The organism is Deinococcus sp., from assembly GCF_018260555.1.
In the GTDB taxonomy this organism is placed as follows: Bacteria; Deinococcota; Deinococci; order Deinococcales; family Deinococcaceae; genus Deinococcus.
The window spans coordinates 18811-37402 of record NZ_JAGLBB010000003.1 but is presented as its reverse complement, the minus strand read 5'-3'; the positions used below and the strand labels follow the sequence as shown (position 1 = coordinate 37402).

Below are 18592 nucleotides of genomic sequence, written 5' to 3'. Positions count from 1 at the left end.
ATGGATGAAGGGTGATGAATGATGAAGCACGCACCACAACCCGGCCGTTCCCTCAGCCGTCCTCTCTTGATCCGCGCCATCAGCGGTCCCGCCAGCGCCGCCGCGCCGGGTACAGCGGCTGCTGGGTGGTGGCCAGCGCGTCGTATTCCTCGCGGAACAGCTTGATGGAGCTCAGGACCGGGCCCAGGCAGGCGTCGGCCAGCGCGCAGAAGGAGCGGCCCCCGATGTTGTCGCTCATGTCCAGGATCAGTTGCACGTCGCCGGGCTGCCCGCGTCCGGTGGCGAGTTTCTGGTACATGCGGGTCATCCAGGAGCTGATGCCCTCGCGGCAGGGCGTGCATTTACCGCAGCTTTCGTGGCCGTAGAAGCGCACGAGGTTCCAGGTGGCGTTCACGATGCAGTCTGCCTGGGGGATCAGGGTCACGCCGCCGGTGCCGAGCATGCTGCCCGCAGCGGCCACCGACTCGTAGTCCATGGGCGTGTCGAGCGTGGCGTCGGTCCAGGGGAGCATGGGGCAGCTGCTGCCGCCGGGAATGATGGCTTTCATCTCTTCGAGCGGGCCGCCCGCCCAGTCGTAGATCAGTTCGCGGAAGGTGGTGCCCAGCGGCAGTTCGTACACGCCGGGCCGCGCGACCGGGCCTGACACCTGGAAGAGTTTCATGCCCCGGCTCTTCTCGGTGCCCATGCCCGCGTGCCAGTCCGCGCCGTAGCGGAGGATCTGCGTGGCGGCGCAGAAGGTCTCGACGTTGTTGATGGTGGTGGGCAGTCCGTACAGGCCCGCCGCCGCCGGAAAGGGAGGCTTGAGGCGCGGGTTGGCGCGCAGCCCCTCCAGCGAGTTCATCAGGGCCGTTTCCTCGCCGCAGATGTACGCCCCGGCGCCCCGGTGCACGTACAGCTGGAAGTCAAAGCCGCTGCCCAGGATGTTCTGGCCCAGCAGCCCGGCCGTGCGGGCCTCGTGAATGGCGGCCCAGATGCGCTCGGCGGCGTGCACGTACTCACCGCGGATGTAGATGTACCCCACAGAGGCGCGCATGGCGTACGCGGCGATGATCATGCCCTCGATCAGTTGGTGCGGGTCCTCGCTCAGCAGGTAGCGGTCCTTGAAGGAGCCGGGTTCGGATTCGTCCGCGTTGCAGATGACGTAGTGCGGTTTGCCGTCCTTGAGGGGCATGAACGACCACTTCAGGCCCGTCGCGAAGCCCGCGCCGCCGCGCCCGCGCAGGCCGGATTTCTTGACCTCGTCGATCACGGCGTCCGGGCCCACCGCGAAGGCCCGCCGCACGGGTTCGTAGCCGCCGTTCTGGCGGTAGTACGCGAGCGTCCAGCTTTCTGCCTGCCCGACGTGCGCGTACAGGGTCGGCGCGAAGCGCGGGTCTTTCGCGCTGGTGATCGGCTTGGGCGGCGTGGGGGCGGTGGCGGTCACGCGTCACCCCCGGCGTGTCCGGGCAGGCGGTGCAGGCCCGTCACGCTCGAACCGACCGCCTGCCCGGTCGCCAGCACCTGCCGACCGTCGTCGCCCACCGTGACCGGTACCGGGTTGTCCGGGAGCGGTTGCAGGTCGTTTCGCAGCGACTCCAGAATCTGCGCGCACTTGCCCGGCCCCACGTTCTCGTAGTACCCGTCGTCGCCGATCTGCATCACCGGGGCCGTGCCACACGAGCCCAGGCACTCGACCTTCTGCACGCTGAACCGTCCGTCCGGACTGACCTCGCCCGGCTGCACGTCCAGCGACTCGACGAGGTGATCCCACAGCTCGTCCGCTCCGGCCAGCGCGCACATCAGCGTGGAGCACACCTGCAGGTGGTACTTGCCTGTGGGGAGCGTGTGGTAGGTCGAGTAGAAGCTCATGACCGAGCGCACCTCGGTCGCCGTCGTGCCGCACAGCGCGGCGATCTCGGCCATGCGAGATTCGGAGACGAACCCTTCGGCGTCCTGCACCTCGCGCAGCAGCGGCATCAGCGCCGAGCGGCGGCCCTGCGGCGAATCCGGGTAACGACTGAAAATATCCGCCACCAGTGGTTGTTTAGTCTCGAAGTACGTCAAGGTCAGGACTCCTTACCGGTCCACGTCGCCCAGTACGGGGTCGATGGTTGCGAGGATGGTGATCAGGTCCGCGAACTGCGCGCCGACGCAGGCGTATTCGAGCGCCTGGAGGTTCACGAAGCTGGGCGCGCGGATCTTCACGCGGTAGGGCATGGAACCGCCGTCGCTGACGATGTAGTACCCGACCTCGCCACGCGCACTCTCGACCGGCACGTACACCTCGCCCAGCGGCGGGTGAAAGCCCTCGGTGACGAGTTTGAAGTGGTGAATGACCGCTTCCATGCTCGTTTCGAGTTCGTGGCGGGGTGGGAGGCTGATCTTGCGGTTGGGGTCCTTGACGGGGCCGGGCTTGAGGCGCCTGAGGCCCTGACGGACGATCTTGATGCTCTCGCCGAATTCCAGGAGGCGCATGTTGAAGCGCGCCAGACTGTCCCCGTCGGGGCTGGTGATGACGTTGAAGTCGTAACTCTCGTACCCGCAGTAGGGGTTGTCCTTGCGGTGGTCGAGTGGAACGCCGCTGGCGCGCAGGTTCGGGCCGGTCAGGCCCAGGTCCAGGGCCACGTCGGGCGGAATCACGCCGACTCCCTTGGCGCGGTCGATGAAGATGGGGTTCTGCGCGAACAGGGTGGTGTACTCGGTGACGCCGCGTTCCATCTGGTCCAGGAATGTCTCGACGCGGGCGGGCCAGTCGTCGGGGATGTCGCGGCTGAGGCCACCCACCCGGAAGTACCCCTGGTTCATGCGGTAGCCGCACACGGCTTCAAACAGGTCCTGCAGGGCTTCTTTCTCGCGGAAGGCGTAGAAGAACGGTGTCAGGGCGCCCAGGTCGAGCAGGCCGGTGCCGACGAACACGAGGTGGCTGTGCATGCGCCCGAGTTCGTGCAGGATGACGCGCACGGTGGTGGCCCGTTCGGGCACGTCGGCCCCGAGGAGTTTCTCGACGCTCAGCACGTACGCGAGTTCATGCCCGAAGCAGTGCAGGTAGTCGGTACGGGGAGCGTACGTGACGCCCTGCTGGTACGTGCGGTTCTCGAAGGTCTTCTCGAAGCCGGTGTGCAGGTAGCCCATGTGCGGCGTGACCTTCACGACGGTCTCGCCGTCCATGTCCACCACGAGGCGCAGCACACCGTGCGTGCTGGGGTGCTGCGGCCCGACGTTCAGGCTCATGATCTGCGTGTGCATCTGCCCTTCGGGGGGCGCGGCGGGGCGTTGGGCGGTGGTCACGGCGCACCTCCGGTGCGGGTGATGGTTGATGGGTAATGGGTGATGGAAGCTAAGTACACTGCGTTTATCTTGTAGATAAACCGCGCGGAGCGCGTAGCAGAAGAAAGTACGTTGGAGCGGGAATGGAGAGGTTCCGGCGCTTTCCCGGAATCTCGCAATGTTAGCTTCAACGTACTTAAGTACACTGCGTTTATCTTGTAGATAAACCGCGCGGAGCGCGTAGCAGAAGAAAGTACGTTGGAGCGTGAATGGAGAGGTTCCGGCGCTTTCCCGGAATCTCGCAATGTTAGCTTCAACGTACTTAGAAGGGCAGACTGCCCCTGTTCCATCAACTGGTTCCTGGCGACCATCAACCTCATTTCGGCCCTCCTTCCGGCATGACGGGTGGGGTGCGGTCGCTGCCCTGCCCGCGTCTCAGTTCGCCCCGGTAGCCGGTCAGGCCGCTGCTCTGGCCGGTCAGTCCGGCGCGGAAGGCGGCGGGGTCCAGGAAGCGGCCGTCACGGAACAGGGTGGGCGTCTCGCCCAGCGGGAAGTCCTTGCGCAGCGGGTGGCCTTCAAGGTCGTCGGGCGTGAGGACCTTGCGCAGGTCGGGGTGGCCGGTGAAGGGCACGCCCATCAGGTCGTACACCTCGCGTTCCAGGTAGTTCGCGGCCTTCCAGACGGGGTACAGGCTGGTCAGGGGCTCGCCGTCGTCCAGCCAGACGCGCAGGAACAGCCTGCGGTGGTCGTGGGGGTGGTAGGTGTTGTGCAGCACTGCCAGGCGCTTGGGGCGGGGCTGCGTGTAGGTGCTGTAGTCCAGTCCCACGCTGTCCATCAGCATGAACCCGCGTTCCTTGAGGGCCTGGGCCACGCGCAGCAGGTCGTCCGGGCTGACCAGCGCGGTGGGTTCGGCGGCGTCGTCTTCCGTGAGGCCCAGCTCGCGGATCAGGGGGCTCACGTCGCGGCTGGGCAGGGCGGGTGCAGCCTCGGTGGGCGTGAGGGCGGCGACCCGTTGGCTGGCGCTGGACTGCGCGGCGCCCCCCTGGCCCGTGGGTTTGCCCGTGGGGTTCAGCGGGTCCATGCGTCCACCATGGGCAGCTGGTGGCCCAGCCCGTCGAAGGCCTCGCCGCGCACCTTCTTCTGAAGCTGCATGACGGCGTAGATCAGCGCTTCCGGGCGCGGGGGGCAGCCGGGCACGAAGATGTCCACGGGCACCACGCTGTCCACGTTCTGCACGATGGCGTAGTTGTTGAACATGCCGCCACTGCTGGCGCACGCGCCCATGCTGATCACCCATTTGGGGTCCGGCATCTGGTCGTACACGCGGCGCATGACGGGCGCCATCTTTCTGCTCAGGCGGCCGGCGACGATCATCACGTCCGCCTGCCGGGGAGAGGCGCGGAAGACCTCGCTGCCAAAGCGGGCCAGGTCGTTGCGGCCGTCGGTGGAGCTCATCATCTCGATGGCGCAGCAGGCCAGGCCGAAGGTGGCGGGCCACAGGCTGTTGCTGCGGCCCCACGCGACCAGTTTCTCCAGGCTGGAGAACAACACGCCCTCGGACTCCAGTTCCTGCCAGTCCTTCTCGAACAGTTCCTTTAGCGGCATGGGCGCACCTCCTGTGCGGGGAGATGGTTGATGGTTGATGGTTGATGGAGAAAGGCACACTCTCTATCAACCATCAACTTTCTCCTATCAACTGCTCTTACGCCCATTCCAGCACCTTCTTTTTCAGCACGTACACGTACCCAAAGAGCAGCAACAGCACGAAGGTCATGGCTTCGAAGAAGGCAAACGGGATGAGGTTCTGGTAGGCGACGGCCAGTGGGTAGAAGAAGGCGGTTTCGATGTCGAAGATGATGAACAGCATGGCCACGAGGTAAAAGTGCACCGGGAACCGCTGGCCGGTGCCGACGCCGCCGCGTTCGGGGTCGTTGCCGCTTTCGTAGGCCATGAGTTTGGCGCGGCTGCCCTTTTTGGGGCCGAGGAGGGCGCTGGCAATGACGGCAACGATGCCGATACCAAGCGCAACGAGGAGCATGATGACGAAGTTGGCGTATTCGATAAGGATTCCCCTTTCTGCGGCCGCTCTTCCTGATCCGGTCCCTCTGCTCGTGAAAAACGGCACGAATAGCTGGAAAAAAAGAGAGACGCTACGGACTTCTCAAACTCTGAACTGTGGAACACCCCAGTTTTAGCATGTTTCATAGACGCTCGGATTGAAGGGGCTGCAAAGACCCTTCAATCCGAGCGAAGCGACCGGGAGCACGGCGGGTTCCGGGCATGGAGTTGACCACCCGGCGACGTTCCAGGTGGGCTGCGAAACAGACGGAACCCGTAGCATTTCCGATTGATTCGGAACTGCACCGAATCAATCCGAGCGGATGCGAGGAGGAAGGGCAGACGCCCCTTCGCGGTATGGAGCCACAGGCGGTGTCTTCCCGACTGTGGCGCAGTGGAGCGCAGTCCGTATCACACGCGCCCACACTCCAGCGGCGCCGCCCCTCCAGACCAGTGCTCCCCAGCGTCCTGTGGGGACTCTGCCCCCTGCGTCATCGGCCCGCTGATACGGCGGCGTCCCAGATCCACGCCGTCAATGCAAGGCCGTTAATCCAGGGCCGTCAATGCAAGGCCGTTAATCCAGGGCCGTCAATGCAGGGCCGTCAATGCAGGGCCGTCAATGCAGGGCCGTTCTCCCGACGCGGGTTCAGGAAAACTGGCAGGCCGGTAGATGAGCGGATCATGAATAAAGCAGACAGGCTCCTTAGGATCCAGGGAGCACTTCATATGAGAGATGGGCACATAGGTGGCCTTGCTCACAATTCCTGACGACCAGTTCTTATGAACCAGAGTTCAATTAAAGAGTGGGGGCTTCACCCCACGCCTGTCAGGCCGGCATCATATCGTGTTAAGGACGGTCCAGACGGGATCATTAGGAAACTGACCGTACACCGTATGAGAGATGGAAAAATAAGTGGATTCTGTCACGATCTGTCATGACCGGGTTTACTGAACTTGAGTTAACGTAGCAGTTTGTAAGATTCCAGAAATCTTTCTGTACCTAGTATAAAGAACGTCCGGAGGGAGTCTCCGGGGCCACCCCGTTGCTGCAAGCAGTCTGGCCCACCGCTCGTGGCGTGATATTCCCTGGGCCTGTCCGCGTTGCCCCCGTTGCCAAGGAGTTTTACATGAAGTTAAACAAGATGCTGGCCCTCGCAATTTCGCTCTCGACAGGGATGGCACTCGGTGCGGCCCCTCGCGCTGGTACGGCCATCACCAACCAGGCGTCGGCGGATTTTGAGTTCCTTGACCCTAGTAGCACCACGCCTACCACGCCCATCGCTGGTACTTCTGTTTCGAACGTCGTGACCACGACCGTGACGGCCGTGCCCAGCTTCACGATCACGCCCAACACGGGCGACGCCGCACTGACCAAGAACAATGTGCCTGCCAACACGAGCACCAGCTTCACGTACACCGTGACCAACACCGGTAACACGCCCCTGGTGATCGCCCTGAGCTCGGCGAACACCTCGAACACTGCGCCTACCGGCGTGACTCTCTCGGCTACCAGCGTGACCGTGCAGCCCGGCGATAACACGACCGTCACCCAGACGTACACGGTGGGCGGGACTCCGGCCAGCTATGGTCAGAACCTGATCGGTACGGCCACGTACGACTCCACCCCCAGCGCCGACGGCACGGGTGACTCGTACACCGAAACCTTCGGCACCAACGTGGACAACAACAACGAGAACGTTGCCATCGTGGCGGCTGTGACCACGGCGACCCCCGGCAGCCCCACGACTGGTGTGGTTACGCCCATTCCTACCGATTCCGGTAACCCTGCCATCACCCCTGTTAACACCGCCAACCCCAACGGTACAGGGACGACTCCTACTGGCTACACTCAGCCTGCTGGCCCCACCGTGCCTGGTGGCGCGACCCTGCCCGGCGCTGGCACGCCCGTTCAGGTGGCCCCCGACGGCAGCCAGACCGCTTACCCCAAGGCTGACGCCAACGGCAACCCTGATGTGGTCAGCCTGACGGGCACGGCCCCTAACAACAGCACTGTTAAGGACAATATTACTGTTGGCCCTGCCACGGTGCCCAGCACGGCTCCCGCCGGGACGACGGCCACGCTCATCAACCCCGCCACGGGCAACGCCTTCGTGACTGGGGAAGTGCCTGTGGACATCAACGGCAACCCCATCACCGGCGCGACCGTGACCGTGAACCCTGACGGCTCGGTGACGTTCAATAACATCCCCCCCAACACGGCGCCCGCCTACACCGTGCAGGTCACCTACCCCGACGCTGGCGCTGACAACTCGGGCACGCCCAAGACGCCTATCGCTGTCACTGTGCCCATCTACAGCGGCAACGCGGGTGGTCCGACCGCTGGTACCGCGGCCCAGATTGCCAGCCCCACCTACACGGTCAAGACTCCTGGCCTTGACCTGCGGGTCGTCGCGCAGGATACGGGCACCACGCTGGACGCTTCGGGTCAGACCATCAACCCCAACACCACGACCACCACCAACGCCGACTTCGAGACCACCGTGCAGAACACCGGGACCTACAACGACACCTTCAACATCACTGGCGGCACCAACGACCTGCCTGCCGGTGCGACCGTGCAGTACCTGCTGAACGGCGCCGCCCTGACCGACACCAACGGCGACGGCACCGTGGACGTGGGAGTGGCCGCTGGTGCTACCGTTACCTTCACCACCCGTGTGGTGCTGCCGGCCAACGCTCCTGCACGTACCGGCTACGCCGTGCGTACGGTGGCGACGGGCGCCTACTCCACCGCCACCGATACCGACGGCACCCTGTTCAATGTGGGCCTGGTGACTGCTCCCACGCCTCCTGCCGGCAACCCCACCAACCCGCTGTTCCCCATCACCAAGAGCGCGGACAAGACCACGGCGGCCCCCGGTGACACCGTGGTGTACACCATCGGCGGCGAGAACAAGTACAACGTTCCTGTCTGCAAGGTCATCCTCAAGGAACTGGACGGCACCAACACCAACATCTTCGCCAACACCACCTACCAGAGCGTGACGGGAACGGCCAGCGTGGGCAGCCTGCTGTTCAGCACCGACAACGGCGGCACGTGGGGCGCGGCCCCCGCTGGTGGCACCAACCCGGCCAGCCTGTTGATTGGTGTGAACACCAACGGCGATACTGCCGTTGACGCCACCGACTGCCTGCCCATCGGCGGCACGGTCAGCATCACGCTGACCGTCAAGGTCAACAACTAAACCTCTTCAGGGTTGGGGAAGGTGGGTTTTCCCCTTCTCCAACCCCCCTTTTCTCCGGCTTTGCTCGCTGCCTTTTTCTGTCTTTCTTTGTAACTGCTCAGCAGGGTAAATTGCTCAGAATCTGAATTCAGCCCTATAAATTGCTAAGAAGCTGCTTTCAAATGACTGAAATTGCCGATATGAGCGAATTGGTTCGTCCAAGGCAGATTTGCAGTAACTATTATGCTCATACAAAACGGGAACAAGCGTTTTTTGCCGTGTTTATCGTGCTGAGCAGTTACCTTTCTTTATCTTGCATTCTTCGTCCGCCCTCAGCGCCTTTTCCCTTATCGCCTTTTTCCATCGGGCCTTTTTCTATAGGGCCTTTTCCTAACACAAGACCCTCCTCATTTTTCTCCATGTTCCCTTTTCGCGCCTTTCAAGGAGCTGTGCCGCTGTGAAGAAGCGTTTCCCCCTCGGTTTACTGCTGTGCGCGTCTGTACTGGCGCAGTCGGCTTCCCCTACGCCCGCCGGCACTCGCATCACCAACCAGGCCCAGGTCAGCCTTCAGACTCCCGTCGGACCTGCCGGAAGTGTCTCGAACATTGTTTCGATCACGGTCGCCCCCGTCTGCGCGGTCAGCGTGACGCCCAACGGAAACGCCCAGGCACCGGCCCACAGCCTGTCTGTCCTGCCGGGAGAAAGCAGCGGATCAGCCTTCGCGTACCAGGTTCGCAACGCCGGGAACGACACCTTCAGCTACGCCCTGAGCGCCCAGCATCCAGGCGGTACGGCCCGCCCCACCCTGACCCTGCGCGGCGACAGCAACGGCAACGGGCAACTGGACAGCAGTGATCAGGTCATCAGCAGCGTCACGCTGGCGGCGGGTGCATCGGCGCGGGTGTGGCTGGAGGCCCAGACGTCGCCCGGCGATCAGGGCAGTGCCCAGGTGAACCTCGTGGCGGGCTGCCCGGGCGGCCCGAGTGACACCAACAATGTCTCGGTGCTCACGGTCGGCTCCCCCCCGGTCCTGGAACTGAACAAGGTGTTCGGCGCAGAGTTCCTGAAGCCCGGCTCGCAGACCGACGTGACGATCACGCTGCGCAATACCGGCGCCCTGGGCCGCGAAGTCACGCTGACTGACCCGCTGGCCGAGCAGGCCGCGCGGGGCCTGACCTACGTGGCGGGCAGCGCCCGGACCACGGCAGGCACGCTGGAATACAGCGCCGATGGCACCACCTGGGCCGCCGCCGAAGCGCAGGCGGTCAACGGCCTGCGCGTGCGCCTGCCCACCCTGGACACGGGGGCCGAGGTGCGCCTGACCTTCCGGGTGCAGGCCAGCGCCGCCGCCGAAAATCAGGACTTCGTGAACAGCGCCACGGCGGTCACAGGCTCGGTGAACGCGCAGGCCAGGGATTCGCTGCGCGTGCAGTACCGCCCCGCCGTCGCCATTGGCCCGGTCGGTCAGCCTGAAGCCCAGGGTGAGGCCGACCGCCAGGCCCGCCCGTTTGCCCTGGCAGAGCGGGACACCTGCTTTGACCACACGGTCAAGAACACGGGCGACGTGCAGGACACCTTTACCGTGCGCGCCACCGTGCCTGCCGGCGTGACCGCCACGGTGCGCGGCGCGGACGGCGCGGCCCTGGCCCAGCCCTTTGCCCTGGCGCCCGGGGCCACCTTGCCTGTGCGCGTGTGCTACCTGCCCACGGCGGCCCTGGCAGGCACAGCCCTGAAAGCCACCGTGACGGTCAGCGCTCAGCGCGGCCCGCAGGACACCACCCTCGACGAGGTAGGCCGCATTGAAACCAGGCTTCCCGAGCTTCAGAAGTCGGTCAGCAAGGAAGGCGACCCCGCCTGGCAGCCGGGTGGGCGCGTGACTTCCGGCGACGTTCTGACCTACACCCTGCGCGTGACCAACCCCTACACCGGGCCGCTGACGGGCGTGCAGGTGTCTGACCCACTGCCCGCGCACCTGAACATGGTCGCAGCGTCGGACGGCGGCGTGGTGACGGGCGCGGTGGATGCCCAAACCGTGACCTGGAACGTCGGGACCCTGGCGCCCGGTGAGACGCGCGCCCTGACCATTCGCGCGGCCGTGACTGATCGGGCGGCAGACGACGAGCAGCTTCGCAACGTCTTCCGGATGGTCAGCACCGAACTCCCGCAGCCGCTCGAGAGCAACGCGGTCAGCGCGGTGGTCTGGAACACCACCCCCTCCATCAAGAAAGTAGCCAGCCCCACCGCCGTGACGCTGGGCGATCTGGTGACCTACACCCTGACGCTTGGGAACACGTCGCGCACCGCCGCCCTGATCCAGGTCACCGTGACCGATACGCCGGACCCGCGCCTACAGTACGTGCCCGGCAGCTCGCTCCTTGACGGCGCGGCCATCCCCGACCCGACTGTGCAGCCTGACGGCAGCCTGCGCTGGACGGTTGACCGCATCGCCGCCAGTGACCAGCGCCGACTGCAGTACGGCCTGCGGGTGCTGCCGGGCGCGGCAGGCGCCCTGAACAACACCGTGATCATGCAGGGTCAGGGGGCCAGCGGACAGACCGGCGCCATTATCAGCCAGCCCGCCTCCTTTAGCGTCAAGGTGCAGCTGCTTAACTTTGCGCCCACCTCGGACCTGCTGGGCCGCGTGTACCTTGACCGCAACGCCAACGGCATCTTCGACGAGAACACCGACCAGCCCATGAACGGCGCACGCGTCATTCTGGCGGGCGGCCGACTCTCGCTGACCGACGCGCGGGGCCGCTACCACTTTGGCAATGTCACGCTGGGCACCCAGGCCCTGCGCCTCGACCCGGCCAGCGTGCCCTACGCCAGCGCCGAAGGCAGCCCCGGCACCCGCACGCTTCAGGTGCAGGGACTGACCACCGCCGACTTTGCGCTGCGGCCCAACCAGGGCAGCCTGGGCCGCCGCCAGAGCTGGCCCCTTGGCCCCGCCACCCTCACCAAGACCGTGACCCCACTCCCCAGCGGAGAAGTGGCGGTGCGCCTGAGCCTCACGAGCCCCCGGCCGCTGCGCGAAGTCACCCTGACCGACGCCCTGCCCGCAGGAGCACGCCTGAGCGCCGGAACGAACACCCTGAGCGGCCCCCTGAGCGCAGAGGGTCTGACCCTGGACTACCGCTACCAGCCCGCTTCTGTCACGTCCGTTCTCCCGCTTCCCAGGCCCACCGTCACGTGGAAGGAGTAATGCAGTGAACCGTAGCCTGACTCTTGTTCTGACCCTGGCCCTGGTCGCCTCGGCGTCCGCCCAGACGACCGTGCCGGTCTCACCGCTGCCTCTGCCGCCGCTGCCCGCGCCGCAGACGACAGAGACCAACGCAGCAGGTGAGCAGCGCGTCTCTCTTCCCTTTGCTCTGAGTACCGTTCAGCTGGGCGCAGGTTCGCTGCTGCTGGCCCAGCCGCTCCCGCAGGGCGTGACCTACCAGCCCGGCAGCGCCCAGTTAAACGGCCAGGCCCTGCCCGACCCGCTGCGCGGGCGCAGCGGCACGCTGTACTGGCAGCTGACGCCCGCGCAACTGGCCCCCCTTGTGGTCGGGGATGACCGTCAGCAGCTCAGCGGCGAACTCGGGCTTGTTCTGGAAGGCGCCGAAGCGGCCATGGCCGCCCTGCCCGCCGCGCAGCTTCAGGTGCTGGAGGAACGCGGGCAAATCAGGCCCATTCTGGGCCTGCTGGATGAGCGCGACTGGATGACCGCCACCCCGCTGGCCCAGCCCGAAACGATCTCTGAGAATCCCGGACGCATCAAGTTGCCGCTGGACGGCACCGACTACGCCAGCCTTGATCGCGTCACCATCCGGGTGGAAGGCCCGCTGGGCGAGCCGCCCGTGCCTGTCGTCAACGGCCAGCCGGTTCCAGCGACCCAGGTGGGCCGCACCGTCACCGACCCCGTTCGGGGCGTGCAGCAACTGGATTACTACGGCGTGCCGATCCGCCCCGGCGTGAACACCATCACGCTGGGCGACCAGACCGTGCGCGTGCGACTGGCCGGGCCGACCAGCCGCTACGACATCGAGCCGCTGCAACTGCGCGCCGACGGCGTGACACCCCTGCGCCTGCGCGTCCGCACCTTCGACGCGCTGGGCGTGGCCACCCAGCCCGACCGCCTGACCCTCAGGACCAACCTGGAACCGCTTCGCCCCGACGCTTTCCCCACCGAGGCCGGCTATCAGGTGGCCCTGGACAAGGGGCAGGGCATTGTGGAACTGCGCCCGCAGACCACCCCGACCACGCTGCAACTGGATGTGGTGGAAAACGACCGCGTGGTGCGCCAGAACTTTGAAGTGCGTCCCGACAGCCGTTCGGTCGGTGTGGGCATGGTCAGCGCCACCCTGGGCCTGGGCTCAGACGGCAGCCTGAGCGACCGCCTGGATGTCCGGGCGCGGGCCTACTACGAGGGGGTGGTGGGCGCAGGCAAGCTGTACGTCGCTGCCGACAAGGACGGCCTGCCGAACACCACCGCGAACCTGTCCACCGCGCGCAACATTAACTACGGGGACGCCTCGCAGGAAGTCATTCCGCTGCGAGGGCGCGACCCGGTGGCGGTGTCGTACGACCACCCCAGTTTCCGGGCCGAGTACCGCCAGACCGCCACGCCCATGACGGTCCTGCCGATGACCGAAACCCTGACCGCGCTGACCCTGACCACCAAGGCCGAGCCGCGCCTGGCGGGCTTCGTGGCCCTGGTGCCCACCGAGCGCGTGACCGACGAGCGCCTGACGCCCAACGGCACGCGCCTGCTGCGCCTGTCGCGGGGCGGCGTGGTGGTCGGCAGCCAGCTGCTGACCCTGATCGAAGTCGGCAGCGACGATCAGGAGGCCAACCGCCGCACGCTGAATGAAGGTATCGATTACTCCCTGGATCCCGAAACGGGCGTCGTGACGCTGGCGCGCGGCCTGGACCGCGTGAGCGCCAGCCTGAACGAGCAGTACGTTCTGGCGTCCTACCGCCTGCTTGACGGCGGCAGCAATCGCCGCCTCGCTTACGGCGCACAGGTCGAGCAGACCGGCACGGCGGGCAGCGGCACCTACAGCGTGGGCATGGGCGTAACGCGCGTGGACAGCACCACCACCTTCGGCGTCGCCGGGCGGTACGAGCAACCCGAACTTCAGGTCAAGGGGCGCGTGATGGCCTCGGGCGGGGTGCTGGCGACGGCTTCAGTCAGTTCCCGCCCAGCCCAGCGGCCCGGAAACGGCAACCAGCCCAGCGGCGGCGACTTCTCGGTGCGCTACCAGAGCGCGGGGTACGCGGGGCTGGAACGCGGCGCTCAGGGTCTTCAGGCCGACGGGCGCTACGACCTGCCTGTCTCGCCGCGCCTGGGCCTGCGGATCGAGGGTTCGTATGGACGCGCCCTGACCACCACCAGCGGCTCTGTTGGCGCGCAGCTGAACTACCAGTTTAGGCCCTTCAGCGTGGGGGCGGGGCTGCGCTACGGCTTCGGCTCCCGCAGCGGCCTGGGCCTCAGCGGCAGCGTGGCGTACCGCGAGGGCCGCGTGGCCGCCGAGGTGGTGCACACCACGCCCATCAGCGGCACCCTGCTGCCCACCACGGACTTCCGGGTGGACTACCGCCTGACCGAACAGGTCAAGCTCTCGCTGCGCGACACCTACACCTGGGGCGAGGGTAATACGGGCGTTATCGGCCTGAACAGCACCGTGGGCCGCACCAACTACGTGGCCGCGTACGAACTCGCCAACAGCAGCGGCCAGGAAAACCGCGCCCGCTTCGGGGTGTCCACCACGCTGCCTCTCAGCGAACGCCTGGGCCTGGGCCTGCGCGGGGCTTACCTCTGGAACGTGGACAGCGGCACCTCGGACATCAGCGCCGGGGCCGACCTGGACTACCGCGCCGACACCTTCCGGGCCACCCTGGGCACGGACTTCAGTGTCACGGGCGGCAAGCTGACCACCGTGTTGCGCGGCGGAGTCAGCGGCGACCTGAACCCCCGCCTGAATCTGGCGGCCGACGCCACCGCCGAATTCGGCGCGCGGCAGGGCCAGAAACTGGCGCTGGGCTACGCCTACCGCTCGGGGCAACTGAACAGCCTGGGCTACGCCCGCTACGTGGCCGGCAGCCTGGCAAACGGTGACAGCAGCCTTACAGCAGGAGCAAGCGCCGAGTACCGCCCCCTGTCACGCCAGAACGTACAACTCGCCCTGCGTGCAGGCGCGGACATGCGCGTCACGGGTGACCGCGACAGCCTGACCGTGCAGCCCTACGCCGGGGTCACGGCGGCCTTTAACGACCGGATTCAGGTGGGCGGCTGGGGCCGCGCCCTGCTGCAACCCGCGACCAGCACCACGCTGATCGGTTACGGCGTCGAGGCAGGCTACCGCGTGCTGCCCGGCACCTGGCTGAACGTGGGCTACAACATCCAGGGCTTCGACGGCATTGGGACGGGCAACCTGTACACCCGGCCCGGCGCGTACGTGCGGCTCGACCTGACCCTCGATGAGACCCTGAACGGAGTGAAAAAATGAGCAAGAAGAGAGTGATAGGCGTGCTGGCCCTCGCCCTGGCCCTGGCCGGCGGGGCGGGGGCGCAGACGGGATGTGTTCAGCCGAGTATTTCGACCGTACCGCGTCTTCCTAGTACCGGTGGGGCCATGAATGATACTGGCTTTCTTCCCTGGAAGGGATCCGGGGACTGGTCGACAGAGACCATCACTGGAACGGACGTTCAGGGCTTCTGGACGACTACTGACAGAGTCGGTGGCGGTCTAGTTCCCTATAGCGTATATACCCCTGCAACCCGTGACCAGGTGCGGTACACCAAGTTACTCACGACGTTTGCCAATAACTATCTGTTGCCATCTAGAGGTTCGGCCCGCACGATTGAGATTTCTTACGCCGGGACCGCTTACGCTTACATTAATACCAGTCCTGGAAATGCGGGCAGTGCCGGTGAACGCTATGGTTTTATCTACGCCGCCAATGGTGCCCAGATTTTTGATAAAACTGGCGCGCCTGCCAGCGAGACTGACCCCAATGCGTTTGCGCCTCCTGGGACAAAGGGTATTATTATGCTGGATAAAGGCGGCGTGGCTCTTTTAGCCAACGGCGCACGGGACCCGGCCCGCTTAACTGACGCTACTCAGTTTTTTTTGCTGCTCCCTAACACCATTCCAGCAACAGGCGACTTGAAGCTTACAAGTGAGGTGAAGGACCCTTACACGTACAGTGGCTTGGTCGATGATGTTGTTGTGTACAAGCCTGAAACTGTGGCAACTACGTTCTGCCTTGAAAAAACCGCTGTAAAGGGCGCACCCACAGGAACCTATGACTTTACGACGACTGAGCGAGATAGCGCAGCCAAACCGCAGCAGGTGACTGGTGTCGGTGCGACCCCAGCCAGGCAGGCAAACGCCTACCAGGTGTTCGGTGACTATGTAGATGTGCGCGAGTTGACGGCGGGCACCTACGGTATTTCCACCCTTAAGTGCAAAAGTGACACTTATGTGAACCCCAATGGCCAACCGACAGCATACCTGGTTCGTCCTGAAACGGCAGTCGGTCTCCTTACGACTATTCCAGGGGAAACCGGCTACACATCACCACAGGGGACCAGGAATTTTCGCGTGGCCATTCCCAGTGGAACCCAGACCATCTGTAGCATCACCAACGACGGTACGCTCCAGGGTCAGGTGACAACCACGAAGACTTTTCCCAAGGGGAGATATCCTGTCACCGACCAGGCCACCATTACGCAGAAGGCAGCGGGCGTTGCCGATGTGGCCTACACGACGACAGGTACAGGCACGGGTGTCGGCTACAACGTCAGTGACCCTACGCTCCGGGCAATCAGCCCTAAACCCACCTACACAGTTGCTGCTCCGACGACCACGCAGGACCCCATCACAATATCGGGGGCACCCCCTAAGTTGAGCTCGAGTACCGTCACAGCCACCCGCAGCGACGGACCATATACGGTGACTTCCAGCGAGACAGTCACAACACCTGGCAACTACAGTTCGTCGTACAGCTGTGTCGACGCAGCGAGCACCTCCCGCGCTTCCGGTACCGGCACCTCCCTGAGCATCGCCACAGTCAAATTCGGCGATGTCATTACCTGCACCTTCGTCAACACCCTGACTGCCACGCCGCCCCCCACCACCGTGAAGGTCACCAAAAGTGGGTCCCAGGTGGTCACGGCTGGAACCGCCGTCACCTATACCATCACGGCGAACAATACGACGGCGGACCCCGTGGATGTTGACCTGAGCGACCAGTTCACTCCTGTCCTACCTGCAGCCCAGCTGACCAGCATCAGCGACAGTGGCACCTACAACGCCACGAGCGGTCTGGTCACCTGGCCGCGCGTCAACATTCCCGCCAACGGCAGCGTGACCCGCACCCTGACGGTAGACCTGCCTGACCCGGTCAGAGACTCGACGAATGGCGACAGCTACAGCGGCCCCAATCAAGTGACCGACGCAGCCAGTCTGAAAACCTACTTGCTAGGCACCGACACCGTCCTGACCAACAATGGCCCGTCCTCGGCCAGCGTGACCACCAACCACGTCTTTACAAAGGTCACCAAAACAGTTCGTAATGTCACGGCGGGCAGCGGAGCAGGCAATTCGGTATCGGCAAAACCAGATGACATCCTGGAATACTGCTTGACCTACACCAACCAGAGCGCCATTGCGCTGACCAGCCTGAAGCTGAGCGACCCCCTGGTTGCCGGGCAGACCCTCCAGACGGCGGTCTACGGTGGCAAGACCCTGAGCCTGAAACGCGGCAGCGGGACAGCCCAGCCGACCGACAACTCTGGAACTGCCACGGCCATCAGCACCACCCTGACCAATGTAGCGGCAGGGGAAACAGGCACCCTCTGCTTCAAGACGAAAGTGAACAAGTAATACGAATTCCGTTTATTTCACTGACAACCCGGTGATGTTGCGGGTTGTCAGTGAAATAAACGGCCCCGTCCCCGTTACACCAGTTCCACGAAATCCTCGTCGTCGTTGTCCTGCGCCAGCGGCACCGTGAAAATAAACGAGGCACCCTTGCCGCGCTCGGATTCCACGTGAATGGTGCCGCCGTGCTCCTCGACCGCCAGTTTGCAGAACGCCAGCCCCATACCGGTATCGAAACGGCCGTGCAGGGTCAGGCGGGACTGCTCGAACGCGGCGAACAGGTTGGGGAGGTCGTCGGCGGGAATGCCTTCGCCGTCGTCGCGGACCATGACCTGCACGCCCCCGGGAATGCTCTTGACCAGGATGGCGATCACGCCGCCCGTGGTCGTGTGCTTCAGGGCGTTGCTGATCAGGTTCGCCAGGACGCGGCGCAGGATTTCCGGGTCGGCGCTGGCAGGGCTCATGTCGGACTCGATGGCGACGCGTACGTGGCGGTCGCGCAGGCCGCTGCCCACGTCGCCGCGCGCCTGCTCGATCACCTCGCGGAACATGGGCGTGAACATCAGTTCGCGTTTCAGGTTCATCTTCCCGGCCTGGATCTTGCGGACATCCAGCATGTTCGCCGCGAGGTGCAGCAGGTGCTGCGTCTCGTCGTGCGCGACCTGTAGCAGTTCGCGGTTGTCCTCGGGAATGCGCGGGTCGTCCTGCACGATCTCGATCAGGCCCATGACGGCCGCGATGGGGTTTTTCAGGTCGTGAACCAGCATATGCACGAGCTGGTCGCGCACGCGTTCCTCGTGCTCCCAGGTGTCCATGCGGCGTTGCAGGCTCGCCACGCGCTGCAGGGCGTCGCGGTACTGCTGCGCGCGCGCCAGCATGGTCCGCACCTGCAGGGCGACTGCCCCGGGTGGCGTGGCGTCGCTGATCAGGGCGTCGGCCCCGGCGGCCAGCAGTTCACCCAGGCCCTGCGTGCCCACGCCCAGCCAGTGCGTGCCGCTCAATTCGGCGCGCTGGCGCAGCATGGGCAGCACCTGATGTAGCGGCACGCCGGGCGTGCTGGTGTACAGCAGCACCACGTCGGGAATGACGAGGTGCGATTCGCGCAGCAGGCTTTCCGCGTCCGGGACGTACTTCACGTCTGTTCGTGACAGCAGCGGCGTCAGTTGCAGCGCGTGGCCCTGGTGCGGAGCGACGACGAACACGTTGAGGGTCTCTGCAGTCGTCATGAAGTGCC

At 65.0% G+C, this 18592-nt stretch carries 12 protein-coding genes; 5 read left to right on the top strand and 7 right to left on the bottom strand.

The window, feature by feature from the left end; translation table 11 throughout:
- Positions 1-79: 79 nt before the first annotated feature.
- From nuoF to QZ271_RS01215, 6 genes are all read right to left on the bottom strand, one after another.
- Complete coding sequence (gene nuoF / locus QZ271_RS01240) at positions 80-1423, bottom strand: NADH-quinone oxidoreductase subunit NuoF (protein WP_291428207.1); 1344 nt, start codon at positions 1421-1423, stop codon at positions 80-82.
- On the bottom strand, positions 1420-2043 hold the full coding sequence (gene nuoE, locus QZ271_RS01235; RefSeq protein ID WP_291428206.1) for an NADH-quinone oxidoreductase subunit NuoE: 624 nt from the start codon (positions 2041-2043) through the stop codon (positions 1420-1422). Before nuoE ends, nuoF begins: the two co-directional genes overlap by 4 nt.
- 12 nt (positions 2044-2055) lie before the next feature.
- On the bottom strand, positions 2056-3225 hold the full coding sequence (nuoD, locus tag QZ271_RS01230; RefSeq protein WP_291428300.1) for an NADH dehydrogenase (quinone) subunit D: 1170 nt from the start codon (positions 3223-3225) through the stop codon (positions 2056-2058).
- A 397-nt stretch (positions 3226-3622) separates the two neighbouring features.
- Positions 3623-4327, bottom strand: a complete 705-nt coding sequence (locus QZ271_RS01225) for an NADH-quinone oxidoreductase subunit C (RefSeq protein WP_367114286.1) — start codon at positions 4325-4327, stop codon at positions 3623-3625.
- A complete protein-coding gene (locus QZ271_RS01220) occupies positions 4315-4851 on the bottom strand; it encodes an NADH-quinone oxidoreductase subunit B family protein (protein ID WP_291428204.1) in 537 nt (178 codons plus the stop codon). Before QZ271_RS01220 ends, QZ271_RS01225 begins: the two co-directional genes overlap by 13 nt.
- Before the next feature lie 97 nt (positions 4852-4948).
- Positions 4949-5284 (bottom strand): NADH-quinone oxidoreductase subunit A, encoded by a 336-nt coding sequence (locus tag QZ271_RS01215; RefSeq protein ID WP_291428202.1) that lies wholly within the window; start codon positions 5282-5284, stop codon positions 4949-4951.
- Positions 5285-6431: 1147 nt separating this feature from the next.
- On the opposite strand from QZ271_RS01215, the gene QZ271_RS01210 reads away from it, so the two are divergent.
- The 5 genes from QZ271_RS01210 (at position 6432) to QZ271_RS01190 (ending at position 17361) form a co-directional block, all read left to right on the top strand.
- Positions 6432-8510: a hypothetical protein gene (locus QZ271_RS01210; protein ID WP_291428200.1), complete on the top strand. Its 2079-nt coding sequence runs from the start codon at positions 6432-6434 to the stop codon at positions 8508-8510.
- A gap of 161 nt (positions 8511-8671) precedes the next feature.
- Positions 8672-8950, top strand: coding sequence for a hypothetical protein (locus QZ271_RS01205; RefSeq protein ID WP_291428198.1), 279 nt, complete (start codon positions 8672-8674; stop codon positions 8948-8950).
- Complete coding sequence (locus tag QZ271_RS01200; RefSeq protein WP_291428196.1) at positions 8947-11691, top strand: DUF11 domain-containing protein; 2745 nt, start codon at positions 8947-8949, stop codon at positions 11689-11691. Before QZ271_RS01205 ends, QZ271_RS01200 begins: the two co-directional genes overlap by 4 nt.
- A 4-nt stretch (positions 11692-11695) precedes the next feature.
- The gene (locus tag QZ271_RS01195; RefSeq protein WP_291428195.1) at positions 11696-14980 is read left to right on the top strand and encodes a hypothetical protein; all 3285 of its coding nucleotides are present in this window, start codon (positions 11696-11698) and stop codon (positions 14978-14980) included.
- Positions 14977-17361, top strand: coding sequence for a hypothetical protein (locus tag QZ271_RS01190; protein ID WP_291428193.1), 2385 nt, complete (start codon positions 14977-14979; stop codon positions 17359-17361). The genes QZ271_RS01195 and QZ271_RS01190 overlap by 4 nt, the downstream gene beginning before the upstream one ends.
- A gap of 74 nt (positions 17362-17435) precedes the next feature.
- On the opposite strand, the gene QZ271_RS01185 is transcribed toward QZ271_RS01190, so the two are convergent.
- Positions 17436-18584, bottom strand: a complete 1149-nt coding sequence (locus tag QZ271_RS01185; protein WP_291428191.1) for an ATP-binding protein — start codon at positions 18582-18584, stop codon at positions 17436-17438.
- Positions 18585-18592: the final 8 nt, after the last annotated feature.

What these genes read in the sequence shown, in the direction of transcription:
- nuoD (WP_291428300.1), bottom strand. Translation starts at nt 3,225, where the DNA reads ATGCACACGCAGATCATGAGCCTGAACGTCGGGCCGCAGCACCCCAGC.
- QZ271_RS01225 (WP_367114286.1), bottom strand. Translation starts at nt 4,327, where the DNA reads ATGGACCCGCTGAACCCCACGGGCAAACCCACGGGCCAGGGGGGCGCC.
- QZ271_RS01220 (WP_291428204.1), bottom strand. Translation starts at nt 4,851, where the DNA reads ATGCCGCTAAAGGAACTGTTCGAGAAGGACTGGCAGGAACTGGAGTCC.
- QZ271_RS01215 (WP_291428202.1), bottom strand. Translation starts at nt 5,284, where the DNA reads ATGCTCCTCGTTGCGCTTGGTATCGGCATCGTTGCCGTCATTGCCAGC.
- QZ271_RS01210 (WP_291428200.1), top strand. Translation starts at nt 6,432, where the DNA reads ATGAAGTTAAACAAGATGCTGGCCCTCGCAATTTCGCTCTCGACAGGG.
- QZ271_RS01205 (WP_291428198.1), top strand. Translation starts at nt 8,672, where the DNA reads ATGACTGAAATTGCCGATATGAGCGAATTGGTTCGTCCAAGGCAGATT.
- QZ271_RS01190 (WP_291428193.1), top strand. Translation starts at nt 14,977, where the DNA reads ATGAGCAAGAAGAGAGTGATAGGCGTGCTGGCCCTCGCCCTGGCCCTG.
- QZ271_RS01185 (WP_291428191.1), bottom strand. Translation starts at nt 18,584, where the DNA reads ATGACGACTGCAGAGACCCTCAACGTGTTCGTCGTCGCTCCGCACCAG.